The sequence below is a fragment of the Bacteroidota bacterium genome (assembly GCA_035506275.1).
GTDB lineage: Bacteria > Bacteroidota > Ignavibacteria > UBA10030 > UBA8401 > JAGVPT01.
In genome coordinates, this window is record DATJPT010000020.1 from 1 (window position 1) to 14,218 (window position 14,218).

The 14,218-nt window shown below is 52.2% G+C and carries 14 protein-coding genes; 6 read left to right on the plus strand and 8 right to left on the minus strand.

The window, feature by feature from the left end:
* The 6 genes from VMF88_15460 to VMF88_15485 all read right to left on the minus strand — a co-directional run.
* The coding region (locus VMF88_15460; protein ID HTY12460.1) for an outer membrane beta-barrel protein at positions 1-660 on the minus strand (660 nt) is incomplete at its 3' end.
* A 65-nt stretch (positions 661-725) separates the two neighbouring features.
* Positions 726-1,319 carry a hypothetical protein gene (locus tag VMF88_15465; protein ID HTY12461.1) on the minus strand — a complete coding sequence of 198 codons (594 nt, stop codon included), beginning with the start codon at positions 1,317-1,319 and terminating at the stop codon, positions 726-728.
* Positions 1,316-2,059, minus strand: a complete 744-nt coding sequence (locus VMF88_15470; protein ID HTY12462.1) for a response regulator transcription factor — start codon at positions 2,057-2,059, stop codon at positions 1,316-1,318. Before VMF88_15470 ends, VMF88_15465 begins: the two co-directional genes overlap by 4 nt.
* A 19-nt stretch (positions 2,060-2,078) precedes the next feature.
* Complete coding sequence (locus tag VMF88_15475) at positions 2,079-3,095, minus strand: potassium-transporting ATPase subunit C (GenBank protein HTY12463.1); 1,017 nt, start codon at positions 3,093-3,095, stop codon at positions 2,079-2,081.
* 27 nt (positions 3,096-3,122) lie between these two features.
* The gene (gene kdpB, locus VMF88_15480; protein ID HTY12464.1) at positions 3,123-5,291 is read right to left on the minus strand and encodes a potassium-transporting ATPase subunit KdpB; all 2,169 of its coding nucleotides are present in this window, start codon (positions 5,289-5,291) and stop codon (positions 3,123-3,125) included.
* A gap of 60 nt (positions 5,292-5,351) precedes the next feature.
* Positions 5,352-5,717 carry a potassium-transporting ATPase subunit KdpA gene (locus VMF88_15485; protein HTY12465.1) on the minus strand — a complete coding sequence of 122 codons (366 nt, stop codon included), beginning with the start codon at positions 5,715-5,717 and terminating at the stop codon, positions 5,352-5,354.
* Positions 5,718-6,486: 769 nt separating this feature from the next.
* Between VMF88_15485 and VMF88_15490 the strand changes: the two genes are divergently transcribed.
* From VMF88_15490 to VMF88_15505, 4 genes are all read left to right on the plus strand, one after another.
* A complete protein-coding gene (locus tag VMF88_15490) occupies positions 6,487-7,743 on the plus strand; it encodes a DUF6051 family protein (protein ID HTY12466.1) in 1,257 nt (418 codons plus the stop codon).
* Between the two features lie 178 nt (positions 7,744-7,921).
* Entirely contained in the window at positions 7,922-8,296 is a 375-nt protein-coding gene (locus tag VMF88_15495) for a hypothetical protein (protein ID HTY12467.1), read from the plus strand.
* Positions 8,297-8,363: 67 nt separating this feature from the next.
* Complete coding sequence (locus tag VMF88_15500) at positions 8,364-9,533, plus strand: hypothetical protein (protein ID HTY12468.1); 1,170 nt, start codon at positions 8,364-8,366, stop codon at positions 9,531-9,533.
* A 225-nt stretch (positions 9,534-9,758) separates the two neighbouring features.
* Positions 9,759-10,208: an isoprenylcysteine carboxylmethyltransferase family protein gene (locus VMF88_15505; protein ID HTY12469.1), complete on the plus strand. Its 450-nt coding sequence runs from the start codon at positions 9,759-9,761 to the stop codon at positions 10,206-10,208.
* A gap of 18 nt (positions 10,209-10,226) precedes the next feature.
* Here the strand turns inward: VMF88_15505 and VMF88_15510 are convergent, their stop codons facing one another.
* A complete protein-coding gene (locus VMF88_15510; protein ID HTY12470.1) occupies positions 10,227-10,415 on the minus strand; it encodes a hypothetical protein in 189 nt (62 codons plus the stop codon).
* 339 nt (positions 10,416-10,754) lie between these two features.
* Between VMF88_15510 and VMF88_15515 the strand changes: the two genes are divergently transcribed.
* On the plus strand, positions 10,755-11,042 hold the full coding sequence (locus VMF88_15515; protein ID HTY12471.1) for a hypothetical protein: 288 nt from the start codon (positions 10,755-10,757) through the stop codon (positions 11,040-11,042).
* Positions 11,043-11,078: 36 nt separating this feature from the next.
* On the opposite strand, the gene VMF88_15520 is transcribed toward VMF88_15515, so the two are convergent.
* On the minus strand, positions 11,079-12,791 hold the full coding sequence (locus VMF88_15520; GenBank protein ID HTY12472.1) for an ATP-binding protein: 1,713 nt from the start codon (positions 12,789-12,791) through the stop codon (positions 11,079-11,081).
* Between the two features lie 393 nt (positions 12,792-13,184).
* Between VMF88_15520 and VMF88_15525 the strand changes: the two genes are divergently transcribed.
* A complete protein-coding gene (locus tag VMF88_15525) occupies positions 13,185-14,186 on the plus strand; it encodes a LamG-like jellyroll fold domain-containing protein (GenBank protein HTY12473.1) in 1,002 nt (333 codons plus the stop codon).
* Positions 14,187-14,218: the final 32 nt, after the last annotated feature.

Below are 14,218 nucleotides of genomic sequence, written 5' to 3' on the forward strand. Positions count from 1 at the left end.
TTCAAACCCGCTGATACCGTTAAAGACGATGCTCGTGCTCGAGGAAGCCGTATAGTTCAGCGTCAATCCGAGCGTCTGGGAATGGTTGTTGTCGATGGTCGAGTTCCAGCCGTTGAGCACATGAACGGTCGCGCTTAAGGCCGTCGAGACCGGATAGGTCAAGCGGATCCCCGTATGGTAATACGGAATCGCATAAGCAAAGAGGAACGACCGGCTGTAGTTCCAGTTATCCTTCGATTCGATCACCTCATTCCCCATATGGGTCACGAACTTTCCCACATCGACCGTCAGCCCCTGGCCGATCGGAAGGACGGCCGTGAGGTAGCCCTGTTGAAGGACGTTGAGCGTGCTCCCGTTGCCCCCCTGCACAAGGTCGTTCGTGGGGCCGAAGTCGAGGTCGAAGCGGAAGCCGACCGGCGAGGCGGCCTTCTGGATGACAAGTTCGGCCAGGGAGAGCGTGAACTGGTTCTCCTGGATGTCGAAGTTGCGCAACTGATTCGTCTCTGTTGCAGGACTGTTGAAATTCTTGCTGTAATACGCGTCGACGAACCCGCTCCAGGTGATCGGGGCCGGCGCCGGCGCTGCTGATGTGCTGTCGGCGGCTGAAGAAATTGCCACGCACGACAATATTGCTATGATTACAAAGACTGCCCTTTTCATTTAGATGCTCCGTTGAAATGTGGTTGAATAGTTATATTTCCTTGATAAGATTAGTTCCGATCCGCTCATTCGATCGAGACGGTCTCTTCTGACAGGCCCACTTCGGCATGATGAAACGATTCTTTCGGCGCAAACACAAGCGTGATCAGCTCATCCAACGGAAGACCAGCCCACCGGTGAAAGGGGATCGAGAAAATCCCCGAAACATTTTCCAACGCCCCCTTCAGGTTGTTCCCGAAGGGAGAATATGTTGATGTGATGACGCTGATGCCCCGGTCGAGAAGATCCCGCACTTCCTGGTACCTCATCTCGTGATCCGCGCCGGAGATGTTGACGTGCAAAAGGTTGTCAATGATCGCCACTTCCGGAGATCGCGCAACAATGCCTTCGTAATCCATCTCCTGGAATACACTGTTCTTGAACGGAATTTCTTTCGCCTTAACGACATGTGCCCGGGGAAAATCTGCCTCCGTCCGCTCGCCATCCAGTGCAACGACCACGTCGAGATCGAACGAGAGGAGTTTTTTTCCCTCGGCGATCATTCTGTCGAAGAGTCCGGGAGAGGGAACACGGGCCATGTGGACCTTGAGATTCCCCTTCCGCGGTTTTCGCACAAGGTCACGGAAGTAACCGGTTGAAAGGTCGAATGTGGCATTCATTGGGTGGCTCCTTCTGTGACGACAAATTTGTAGCCTTTGCCCGATTCCGTCCGGATCAAATGAGGATTCTCAGGGTCATCCTCCAGTTTCCTGCGCAGGCGGCAGGTATAGACCCGTGAATAATTGATGTGGCGCTCGTACCACGGCCCCCGTATCTGACGCAAAATGCGATCGTGCGTCAAGATTTTCCCCGCGTTATGAACAAAGAGCGAGAGGAGCAAAAATTCAGTCGGAGTCAGATTCACCGGTTTCCCTTTCCTGACAACGGTCTGATTTTCAAAATTGATGACAATCGCTGAGGCCTCAAACCTTGCTCCTTGACCGCCATTGTGATACGAACGAATTACTGACCGTAAAGCGGTGAGCAATTCAGCATCGCTGAAGGGTTTTAACACTTGATCGTTCACTCCGGCCGCCGAGACCGTGGCGCGGTCCTTCTCGGCGGTCGGATACATAATGAAAATGACAGGCAGAGCGGAAACCCTCCGTAGTTTTTTGACGACGGCGAGATACGAAACGTCTACTGCATTCATCCCAAAAATGACCAGGAGGCAGCGTGAGGAAAATATTTGCTGGAGGAGATCGCCTTCATTGTCCGCCAGCTTCACTTTGTATCCCGCCGCCGCCAGAACTTTGAGCACGAGCCTTTTGATTTCGACGTCTGTCTCGACGAGGAGCAGTCTCCCCGATTGTTTCGATTCTGTCTTTGTTATTCTTCTGCTTCGAAATTTCGACGGCACGTGTGCACCCAAATTCTATTTATTGCGGAGCGCCATATTGATTCCGGAGGTCGAGGTTCACTTGAAGCACGTTGACCATTTTTTCCCCCACAAACCCGTTGAGCGGCGCGAAGGCGTTGTTGGCCAGAATGTTCTCGATTTCTTTTCGCACTTCGGCCGGTTTCCTTTTTAAGTCCGCCGCCCATTTCGATGATACCCGATCCAGCTGAAATTCGGCGTTCTGCATTGTGATGTGGGGATCGAGGCCGGAACCCGATGTCGTGACCATGTCCCCCGGAATATTCTGCAAATTCTCGGCGGGGTGCTCCAATCTCCACATGTCGAAGAAGATCGACTGAATATCAGAACCGGCGCTGACGGGTTTGATCACGGTGAACGCTTTGCCGTCAGCACCGGTGTCCGGCATGGCTGAAGGAAATTTGCCGGGGTTGTCATTTGAAAAACTCTGGAAAAATGTCGCCGCGAGATCCGAAGGTGCCGGCTGCGGAATGCTCGGGTTGCTCTTGATGAATTGTGCAACCGCATCCTGATGTTTGCTCGCCCAATCGGCGACATAGCCGATATGAAGTGAGTCTGTATTCACCCATGCCGTTGCGTCTGCGGGATGCATCGATGACCACTGCGCAACGATGTGAGGCGCTCCCTGATAGACGTCATGTTGGAACCAGCTTTCAATATCCGATGCAACGAGCTGCCCCGATTTCGGACCGTCCGCGTAACGCACGATCGGACCGAGGGCACGCGCAACGCGGTCGCGCAACGCGTAATTTGAAGCTGCCAGCGCCGATGACGAAGAAGCGGAGCCGTCAAAAGAAGCAGCCGACGGCCGGGGCTGAAAATATTCGTCCTTGGTGAACGGCTGCGCGATAAGAAGCGATCCGACCGGTTTGCCGTCCGGCCCGTTCACGATGCTCCCGTTGGCCTGAAAAGGGAAGAATGCTTGCCCGATGGCCAACAAAACTCCGGGGTAAAGGACGCAGCAGATAACGACTGCGAAGAACAACAGCAGGAAACTCTTTCCAATAATTTTAGACATTTTCGTATCCTCCTTTATGTGCAGACTTTAGTTCACAAAATGCAATGCAACCATCACCATATCGATGAGCTTAATGCCGACGAACGGCAGCACGACACCACCGAGCCCCCAGTTGAACAAGTTTTTCCTCAAAAGGTCGTCGGCCCCCATCGCGCGGTATTTAACCCCTTTAAGGGCGACCGGGATCAATGCCGGAATGATCAGCGCGTTGAAGATCACGGCTGAAAGTATTGCCGAGGTTGGCGAATGCAAGTTCATGATGTCGACTGCCTTCAGCCATGGAAGGGTCCCGGCAAAAAGCGCGGGAATGATGGCAAAGTACTTTGCGACGTCGTTGGCGATCGAGAACGTTGTCAGGGCGCCGCGGGTGATCAACAGCTGTTTGCCGATATGGACCACTTCGAGCAGTTTGGTCGGGTCGCTGTCGAGGTCGACCATGTTCGCGGCTTCTTTCGCGGCCTGCGTTCCGGCGTTCATGGCCAGTGCAACGTCTGCTTGAGCGAGAGCCGGCGCATCATTCGTGCCGTCCCCCATCATGGCGACAAGCTTTCCGTCCGTTTGTTCCTTCCTGATGAATTCAAGTTTCTTTTCCGGCGTTGCCTTCGCGAGATAATCATCGACTCCGGCCTGAGCTGCAATAGCGGCCGCCGTGATCGGATTGTCCCCGGTGATCATGACCGTTCGCAAACCCATTTTCCTGAGTTCGTCAAACCGCTCTTTCATGTTCGGCTTCAGAATATCTTCAAGCGCAATGACGCCGACAACATGAGAATCGTCCGCCACAACGAGCGGAGTTGCCCCTTTTTTAGCGATGTCGTTGATAATCGGATTGACCTCAGCCGGAACCCTTCCGCGGTTCTCCTGAACGAATTCAAAGACAGCGTCCGCTGCGCCCTTGCGAATCTGGCGTCCGCCGGCAAAATCGATCCCGCTCATGCGTGTCTGTGCGGTGAACGGAACGAAAACGGAATCCTTCGGAACATTAAGGGGGTCTTTGCTCGTCTTCTCAAATAGTTTTACGATGCTCTTCCCTTCCGGAGTCTCGTCGGCGGAGGAGGCCAACGCTGCCAGCCGGGCCAGGTCGGCTTCTTTGTATCGTCCGACCGGATAGAATGTCGTCGCATGCCGGTTGCCGAGAGTAATCGTGCCGGTTTTGTCGAGGAGCACAACGTCGATGTCGCCGGCAAGCTCGACCGCTTTACCGCTCTTCGCAATGATGTTCGCTTGCAGCGCGCGGTCCATTCCCGCGATGCCGATCGCCGCAAGCAATGCGCCGATGGTGGTCGGGATAAGGCAGACGAGAAGTGCGATCAACGTGGGCACATCCGTCCCAAGGCTTTTCAGCGGCTCGGAAATTCCGAGATACGAGCCCATATACTGTTCCGCGTTCCACGCCATCGGCCACAAGGGAATGACAACGATCAAAAAGATCAACGTGAAAGCGGACAGAACCAGTGTCAATGCGATCTCATTCGGACTCCGCTGCCTGATCGCTCCTTCGACAAGAGCGATCATTCTGTCAAGGAATGAGTCTCCCGCTCCGCTCGTGATCTCGACGATGATCCTGTCGGAGAGAACGAACGTTCCGCCGGTAACGCCGGATGCATCGCTGTGTGCCGCGCGAATGACCGGAGCTGATTCGCCGGTGATCGCCGATTCGTCGACCGATGCGATACCTTCAACGATTTCGCCGTCCCCCGGAATCATCTGGCCGGCCTGGACCACAACGCGGTCGCCGATTTTGAGATTGGTTGAAGGGACCTGGACGATCGAACCGTCCGGCGTCAAACGATGTGCGATGGTATCGCGCCGCGCCTTCCTGAGCGTCTCGGCCTGCGCTTTTCCCCGCGCCTCGGCCAACGCGGTTGCAAAATTTGCGAACCAGACGGTCAGAAAGAGCCATGCAGTCAGCGCGATGAAATATGTGATCGGCACCTGGCTTACGTTGTTCCCGAATGCCGCCGCGAAGACATAGGCAAGCGTCAGGACGGCGCCGACTTCGACAACGAACATCACTGGGTTTTTCCATTGAACGTCCGGCCGCAGCATGAGGAAGGACTGTTTCAACGCTGGCAGGGCGGTGGTTTTTTCAAGCAATGCCCTCCTCTTCGAACGTCGGGGGGGCTTGGAAGTCTTTGAAGAAAGACTTTCCACGGCTCCTTCAACTTTATGTTCTAGTACGCGAACCTCGCTCATTATTAACTCCTTCTGTCTATGTGATCTGAACTATCTCAACAAATAAAAAACGCGCGGCCGTCATCCGCCGAACGGGATCGGCCCCAGATGTTCGGCCAGCGGGCCGAGTGCAGCGATGGGAAGAAAGAGCAATGCGCCGACAATGAGAACGGTGCCGAGCAGGAGATAGGCAAAGGTCGGCGTATCGGTGCGGAGCGTTCCGATGCTGGACGGACTCGTTTTTTTTCTTCCGAGAAACGCGGCCATAGCCACAGGCGCAATGATCGGGATGAAACCGCTGTCCAACCGCCTCTCGAACCATGCAAAGATCCTCATTGGGCGGTATGCTCCGTCCATGATCCACCCCATATATTTGCTGAGCGGAAATGCTATAACGGTCGCTGTGGCCAGCAAGAGAACAGGGAGAAACCAAATTTGGAAATTCATCGTACAAGCTCCTTTTCTAGAATCGTTTTGCTTAAAATTTTTCCGGTCGAATGAAAGCGACGACCAGATAGACAAACAGGAACAAGGCGATGACTGCGGTTACATAAATCATGTGTATCCTCTCTTTCGGTTGTTAAATTTTATCGCAGGCTTCCATGAACAGGTAGCAGAGCGCCATCAATGCGATGCCCAACAGGAACATCGCCGGGAGCCAGAACAGCAGATTCATTTACATTCCTCCTTTTTGGCAAAATGGTTTTCTTGATGCTCTTAAAAAATCACGTGTGCAAATATCAGAGAGGTCAGTCCTGTATGCAATCAGAGGGGTATAAAGATGAGCACGGCAAGCGTAAGAGAATTATCAAGATTCGGGAGGTGGCGGTTCTTTCCAAAACCGCATAAATATTGCCGACAACAGAAGGAGATCTTGGCATTGCTGCCATTTTGGGTGTAAAAAGCTTGTAAAGAATTGACGGGAAATTTGTCAGAATTTCAGCCGCCGCGGGATTCCGGCAAGGTCAACCCGTCGGGACTTCGGAACAACCATTCCTACATGTAAACGCGCATCTTCCGAATGAATGGCTTTGCCAGAAATCCGCAAGGAGGATGACAGCAGAAAAACATCAAACGAGACTCGCTGGTCGAATTAACACGCCGCCAATCTCCCTTAAATCCGAAATGCTTTTTATTTCTCACCATTGTTGCTCTTGGATTTTTTTTTCTTTTACTTGTATGCAATTCTTCATTTCCGGATCATCGATTCGCGACAGTGACCTACCGCGAAACCTGTCAGTATCTCGACACCCTCTACGACCCGCGCGCGACAACGCTGCCCGTACCGGCACACGAGTTTTTCATCCACCGATGCGATTTCACGTCGGCTTCGTGGACCTCACTGCCGGGAGCGCTCACGTATGTCTGCGGCGAACACGGGATCGTGTTCCACGAACAGCTTGAGCCAAAGATCCCGCGCCGGTCGCCCGCCTATCCCGATATACTGACCCATGGCGATATCGACATCGCCGAGAACAAGAAATTCACTTACCTCATCTTCAAAAAGGCGGCTCCTGCGCGCGCAGAAGGAGTCATCCTGTTCTTTCACGGGTTGAATGAGCATCGATGGAACAAGTATCTCCCGTGGGCCGCGGAACTGTTGAGGTTGACCGGAAAAGCGGTCCTTCTTTTTCCGATTGCGTTTCACATGAATCGGGCCCCTGCAGCATGGGGAAGTGCCCGTCCCATGAATGCAGTTTCGGACATCCGCCGCAGGCACTCCCCGGCCATCAACAATTCCAGCTTTGCGAACGCGGCGATCAGCGCGCGGATCGAGCAGATCCCCCAGCGCTACTTTTGGTCGGGTCTGCAGACCTTTGACGATGTCGTGCGGCTGGTCACTGAGATCCGCGACGGGTCGCATCCGCTGATCGCACCGAATGCCGGTGTAGATATTTTTTCCTACTCCGTGGGATCATTCCTCGGCCAGATCCTGCTGATGGCAGACCCTCACGGCTATTTCCAACGCTCGAAGCTTTTCATGTTCTGCGGCGGACCGACGCTCGACCGCATGTCCCCCAATTCCAAGTTCATCCTGGACAGCGATGCCACCATCGCTTTGCATTCATTTTTCAGCGAACGTCTGGAGACCGAGCTCGTTCTCGATAAACGCATCGCTCATTATTTCGGCGAAGGGCACCCGGCAGGAGTCGCCTTCAGGCTCATGCTCACATACCAGAAGAACAAAGAAAAGCGCGAACGATTATTTCGGCAGCTGCAGAAACAGCTCTATGCCGTCGCCTTAAGGAAGGACGACGTTATCCCGGCAGCCGAAGTGCTCAATACGTTGAAAGGCGAGTACAGGGATATTGGCACACACGTGGAGGTGCTTGATTTCCCCTTTCCGTATACCCATATCAACCCCTTTCCGACGACCGGGGCGCAGGGGCATCTGGTCGACGAAAGCTTCAACGAAGTTTTTACGAAAGCTGCCGCGCATTTTCGCCGGGATCGTGAAGCGAATTCCGATTGAATGCAGTAATCCTCGCATGAAGCTCCCATCTGCTCCCTCTGAAATTTGCTGCTAAGAACAACGGGGATTTTTGCGCACGTCCCTTTCAGTTGCAATTCTTGGAATTTTTCGCTAAGTAGCACACGAAAAATGAGATGACTGGTGTATACTTCCAAGACTTCCACTTAGAAAGAAAATCATGGCCAAAAGAGGGACCGATATTGAATGGCTCGACAAGCCCGAAGAGCACGATTATCCGGCTGCCAAATCGTACTTGAGTCTCATCTATAAGGAGTCGGAAGCCGGAGCGCTCGTACAGAAGCTGAGAAAATCTCCGCTCTCGCAGTTCAAGGCAAAAGATATCTTCAGGGCGAGCGGCTTATCTTCCCTTGGCATCAGCAACCTTCACGTCGAAAAAGACCGCGAAAAGATCAAATCCGGAAAGAAACTCTCCCCGCTCCTGCTGGTCCGCGATTCCGCGCACGGGAGGGTCATTATCGCCGATGGATACCACCGCCTCTGCGCGATCTATTCGTTCGACGAAGATGCGGTCATCCCGTGCAAAATCGTCTGATCGACAAAAGAACTGAAACGAATTAAATTTTGACACGTATGCAGGAATACATTCAAGGGAGGTTGAAATGAAATCATATCAATTTTCTATAAAAACGATCGTCTGCTGCGCGATCTTCGCTTTTATGGGATTTTCATGCAACGGCTGGAACGGCGAGTACGGCCGGCACACTAAACGAGTCCTGCTCGGCGCGAACGAGGTACACGAGGGATGGTACTTCGGCGGAGGCGACGACGTGGTCATCGACGGAACGATCAACGGCGACGCGTACATCGCCGGAGGAACGGTGGACGTCGAAGGAACGATCAACGGAGATCTGATCGTCGCCGGCGGCATGCTGACGCTGAACGGCAAAGTGACCGAACACATTCGCGCGGCCGGCGGTACGATTTGGCTGGACGGCGAAGCCGGAAAAGATGTTTCAGCCGCGGGAGGGACCATCCGCGTCGGACGCAAAGCTCTTCTCGACGGAAATCTCTTGGCGGCATGCGGCACGATGGATGTGCAAGGGAAGGTATCGAAGGAAGCAAAAATCGCATCCGGTGACGCGTCCGTCAGCGGGTCGATCGGAGGGGATCTTAAATTCGCAGGAAACCGTCTTTCAATTCCCGACGGCGGGCATGTGCTCGGCAATGTGAGCGCGGTTGTGAAAGACAAAGAGCTCGTGTCCATAGCCGACCATGCGGTCGCCGGCAGCGTCGATATCTCCCTCCAGCAGCCTGAAAAACGTGCGGAGATCCTCGGCCTTTCCGTCTGGCGCTTTTGGCTGAAGGTTTTTTGGTTCTTCGGCCTGGTCTTCTTCGGCGCCGCGGTCACGATTCTTGTTCCGAACCAATTGAGACAACTTGGCCAGACGGTGGTAAAGGAATGGGGAATGTCAGCCGTGTGGGGAATCCTCGCGATGATCTGCGTCCCGATCGCGGCATTCATGCTATGCCTGACGCTTATCGGAATTCCATTAGCGATCCTGCTTCTGACAATCTTCGCGTGGGTCCTCTATTGTTCGCAATTCGCTCTCGCGATCGTTGTCGCGCAGCAGATCTTCACTCTGGAAGGAAAAGAGCGGTATGTTTTGTTTGGCGCCCTTCTTGTCGGCTTGATCATTGTCCAGATAGCAACGGCAATTCCGGTGCTCGGCGTGCTTGTCGCTCTTGCCGGATGCATCCTCGGGGTAGGGGGTATTCTGCTGGTAGTGAAAGAGATGTGGATGCCTTCGAGGATACAGGTCCGTGCTTGACGCACCGAAGGTGAAACACACTGGCTATTGAACTGCAACCGTTTTATTCTTCTCTATCACGAGGAAACGAAGGCGGTTGCATTTCAGGCATTTTCGATTGTGGTGGATATTCCCCTCCCAACCGGCCGGTTTCCGTTTTTTCCCCAATCATCTGTGCGACCGCACAGCATATTCTTCCTCGATAAACGTCTTATTGAACGAAGATGTTTTTAAAGGACAAAGATCATGACTGAAAAATCAATTCTTCCCCCCACGTACTTTTTTGCCTCGCTTGCAGTTGCACTGCTTATGCATTTTCTTCTCGGAGGAACATCGTTCATTATCTTTCCCCTAACCCTGCTCGGCATCATTCCCGTAATTTTGGGATGCACGCTTAACGTATGGACGGACCGGGTTCTCAAACAGCGACGGACAACCGTAAAGCCCTATGAAAAGCCCGCGGCGCTTATCACCGATGGTCCATTCACATGGTTTCGCCAACCGATGTATTTTGGCATGACTCTGATTCTGGCCGGCGCGTCAATTCTGTGCGGGACGTGGGGCACTCTCGTCGGACCTCTCTCTTTTTGGCTAATCATTCGGGGACGATTCATACCGAACGAAGAAAAGATCTTGGCCGGAGCGTTCGGTGAGCAATACGCAGAGTATAAAAAGCGAGTGCGCCGCTGGATGTAGTGGGCGCAGCATTGCAGCTTACTGAGCCGGCTCCTGCTTTTTCTTCTCTATGACATGCAAGCGGAAGCGGTCGCACTTCGGACATTTCCCGATCGTGTAGGTTTTGCCCGCCCCCGCCATCCGGATTCCGTATTTTCCCCAATCATCGAGATGCCCGCATTTCAGGCATCGTATCTGCCAGCCAGGGGCTCGTTCTTCAGGATCCATTTTCTATCGAGGAAAAATATTTTTCAGCGTTCGGTGAGATTGATTTTATGTCTTTCTGGCAGTATCTCAATTTCAGCATTTTTCGGGATGAAAGAGAGAGGATCAGGGGGGAATCGATGTAAGGTGAGACGAGTTTCAAATTGATATCATTCACAAACGCCTCACCTTCGAATGCCGAACCTGGTTCGCGCCTTTCTTGATTCCTGAGTATTCTTCTCCTATATTCGATCGGGGAAAAGCTTCCCCGGAATCATTTCCCGTAGCGACACACCCGTTCTTTTTCCGGGTTGCCTCTATGTTTCTGACTCGCCTGAAAGACAACGATTATTAAGAGGAATTATGAGTTCCATCCTGATCCAGTTGTGCCCCCTTTGCGGCAAACCTTCCGAGGCCGTGGTGATCGATCCCTCGCGAAGGAAGTTGATCAAATGCAAAACCTGCAGTGAATTTGCGATTACGAGGGAAGCCGAAAAGCATCCGCGCCTGTCGTACTCCGATATCCACAAAGAATTATCGCTGACGGCAAAAAACATCTCAAAGAATCGCATCCTCAATATCTCTGTCGAGAGAAAGGCGCTCATCGTAAACGATGTTCTGCGATCATCTCTCGTGGACAACACTGGTTAACGGACAGAATTTTCTCCTCCAAGATTTCGTACGAGATCAATCCACCGTCAGCGAATCCGGGACCAATTTCTTTACAGGGCCATTTTCGCGGAGAATGGAGTTTATTCTTTCCGAAAGTTCTCGTGCGTTGAACGGTTTGCGAATGAGCCCTAGAGCTCCTTCATCGATGACATTCTTAAACTTCTCGTTATCGGTGAATCCGCTCGCGAAAAGCACTCTGGCCGTATTGTCTATCGCTTTCATCTCGCGAAAGGTTTGCCTCCCATCCATGCCGGGCATCGCCATATCGAGTAAGACCATGTCGATCTGAGCGTGCCTGGCACGGTAAATGTCCACCGCGCGAAACCCGCTCGAAGCAGTGAGCACGCGGTATCCCAATCCGACAAGCATCTCTGCGTTGGGTTCCAGCAGCAATTCTTCGTCGTCGACGATCAGGATCGTCCCGCTCCCCTTTACCACCCTGCCCTGCGCTGGAGCCGTCTCGATATACGTTCCCCGTTCGGACGGTTTGAAATAGAGGTGAAAAACCGTCCCCTTTCCTACTTCGCTGTAGACCTGGATTGTCCCCCCGTGCCGCTCGACGATTCCGTGGACGACCGAGAGCCCCAGCCCTGTCCCCTTGCCGACTTTTTTTGTCGTGAAGAAAGGGTCGAAAATGCGCTGCAGGTTTTCCTGGGGAATCCCGCACCCGGTATCCTGCACAACAAGCCTGAGGTAGGATCCAGGGGCAAAAAGCGGGTGCTGTTTGCAATACGGCCAATCAACCACAGCGCTTTCAGTCGAGATCGTAAGCGTACCTCCTTCCGGCATTGCATCCCGCGCATTGATAGCAAGATTCATAATTACCTGTTGCAGTTGCGTTTCGTCTCCTTCGATCGTCGGAAGGTTTTCGTCCAGCTTGACGTCAACGTTGATGTTTTTTCCGATTGAGCGTTCCAGAATCCGCAGCATGTCGTGGACGATCTTGTTGAGCGAGGTGCATTTCACATCGATCACATTCTTCTGAGAGAATTGAAGAAGCTGTTTGATGAGGTCCGCCGACCGCTCGATCGCGCTTCCGGTCATGTCGCAATATTTTACAAGGGGGGAGCCAAATGGAAGTTTCGTTTTCAGGAGATAGGTGCTCGACTCGATGACCGCAAGCATGTTGTTGAAGTCATGCGCCACGCCGGCTGCCAATGTCCCTATGCTTGCCATTTTTTCGGAATGAAGAAGCTGCTGCTCGGTCTTGCGAAGGTTTGCCAACGCTTCTTTGAGCTGAGAGTTCACTTCTTCAAGCTCAAGCCCTTTTTCTTCGAGCCGCTGGATTTGTTCTGTGATGTTGCGCCGCTGGTCCGAAAGAACCTGAGCAATTGAAAGCAAGCCGAGGTACAATCCATCTTTGATCACAACGATGTCTTCATACAGCATATCCTGTTCCCGTTCCAGCGCACGTTCAACAATCTCCCCAATTGTGCAGTGCGATTCGACAAAAAGAAAATCGCGCAGCATCAATGCGGTCACCGGACGCTTTTGATACACGGCGTAACCGAATTGTGTGGACAAGAGGTCGTTGACCCGGCGGTATGAGAGAAACCCGATTGGGGCGCCGGCTTCCGTCACCACAAGCGACTTGCTCTTATACTGTCCAAAAAGCGGCTGAAGTTGCTCCCCGAGAAGCTTGGATTCAACGGAAGGAATGTAATGAATGATTTCATCGAGAGGAGTATTATTATTTGCCATCACAGATTCATCGTCAATTGAGTTCATAGTAGGTCAATCTTTTTCAAGTGGAAGAGTTCAGTGGAATAACATGCCAGTATACCAGCAGCATATTATGAGAGTATTACGACGCGGTTGGCTTTTCAATAAAAAAACATTCACACTTCTTCTCGAACCGTCCTCCATAGAGCCGTCAAAAAAAAGACTGCTCGGTTTTCCTGAAAACGTGTAATACTCCGCATGGCTAAAGATAACCAACGCACAACACGGCGGGATTGAACTTTTCTACTTGATGCATTTTGATAGACATCGTTCTCCTTGTCAAAGAATTATCTTTACATTAATTCTCTAAGTGATGGCACCCGTTGTGGAAATCTCCTCTAAGAAATATTATCTTACCGTAGTCCCGCGTCAGACTATCGATCGAAAAAGGAGGCTCTCATGAAGAAATTAGTTCTTTCTCTTTTATCAGCGGCAATTACCTTCAGCCTCGGATTCGCTCAAGCGCCAACGAACGGATTGATTGCATATTTTCCGTTCAACGGCAATGCCAATGACGAGAGCGGAATCGGCTACAACGGATCGGTGAACAATGCTGTGCTGACGGCCGACCGTTTCGGAAATGCGAACAAGGCATACGAATTCAATGGGACCAGCAGCTCGATTACGACAAACTTGTCTCTGTTGAATAATTTCTCTGGATTAACGGCGACAGGCTGGATATACCCCGAATCTCTTGGAGTGAGAATAGGTTTCTTCGGTCAGAACGATCTCTTCGAGTTTGGATTTTTGGATACGGCGAACATGGACGCGTGGCTGGACCGGATAGGAAAAGGGGTATTGGTTTCCACCTCCGGAATGGTTAGCGGTTGGCACATGGTAACGGCGGTTGCTGATTCGGATTCTCTCTGGTTCTATGTCGACGGCATTATGAAAAAGTCAACGCCGACGTCGGCCGCATCGTTCGGCAGCACGAAGTATTATTTCAACATCGGCGGGGGAGGCATCTTCGACCCGACCGGGAACTTTTTCTTAGGCGCTATCGACGATATTCGTATCTATAACCGCGCTTTGACTCGCGCAGAAATCGATACGCTGTTTCACGAAGGGGGTTGGCACCTTTCGTCCACAGTTGTGAAATCAGCAATGTCGACGGTTCCGGACAACTTCGTTTTGTATCAATCATATCCCAACCCATTTAATCCGTCGACGACCATCCGCTTCGATATCCCAGAGCAAAGCCCTATTCGTCTCACAATTTTCAATATTCTGGGACAAGAAGTAGCGGAATTAGCGAATGAAATTGCTGGCCCTGGATCATTTACTAAGTCCTGGAATGCCAGCGCTCCCTCCGGCATTTATTTTTACCAAATCACTGTCCTGCCTGCATCCAATTCGAATAAGAAGTACACAGATACGAAGAAAATGCTGCTGCTAAAATAGTTTTTGACCAGCTGCGCGCCAAATAACGACCT

Bases quoted from the DNA above. Each gene is read 5' to 3' on its own strand.
- VMF88_15465 (HTY12461.1), bottom strand. From the start codon at position 1,319: ATGAATGCCACATTCGACCTTTCAACCGGTTACTTCCGTGACCTTGTG.
- VMF88_15475 (HTY12463.1), bottom strand. From the start codon at position 3,095: ATGTCTAAAATTATTGGAAAGAGTTTCCTGCTGTTGTTCTTCGCAGTC.
- VMF88_15515 (HTY12471.1), top strand. From the start codon at position 10,755: ATGAGTTCCATCCTGATCCAGTTGTGCCCCCTTTGCGGCAAACCTTCC.
- VMF88_15505 (HTY12469.1), top strand. From the start codon at position 9,759: ATGACTGAAAAATCAATTCTTCCCCCCACGTACTTTTTTGCCTCGCTT.
- VMF88_15525 (HTY12473.1), top strand. From the start codon at position 13,185: ATGAAGAAATTAGTTCTTTCTCTTTTATCAGCGGCAATTACCTTCAGC.
- VMF88_15520 (HTY12472.1), bottom strand. From the start codon at position 12,791: ATGAACTCAATTGACGATGAATCTGTGATGGCAAATAATAATACTCCT.
- VMF88_15510 (HTY12470.1), bottom strand. From the start codon at position 10,415: ATGGATCCTGAAGAACGAGCCCCTGGCTGGCAGATACGATGCCTGAAA.
- VMF88_15495 (HTY12467.1), top strand. From the start codon at position 7,922: ATGGCCAAAAGAGGGACCGATATTGAATGGCTCGACAAGCCCGAAGAG.
- VMF88_15500 (HTY12468.1), top strand. From the start codon at position 8,364: ATGAAATCATATCAATTTTCTATAAAAACGATCGTCTGCTGCGCGATC.
- kdpB (HTY12464.1), bottom strand. From the start codon at position 5,291: ATGAGCGAGGTTCGCGTACTAGAACATAAAGTTGAAGGAGCCGTGGAA.
- VMF88_15485 (HTY12465.1), bottom strand. From the start codon at position 5,717: ATGAATTTCCAAATTTGGTTTCTCCCTGTTCTCTTGCTGGCCACAGCG.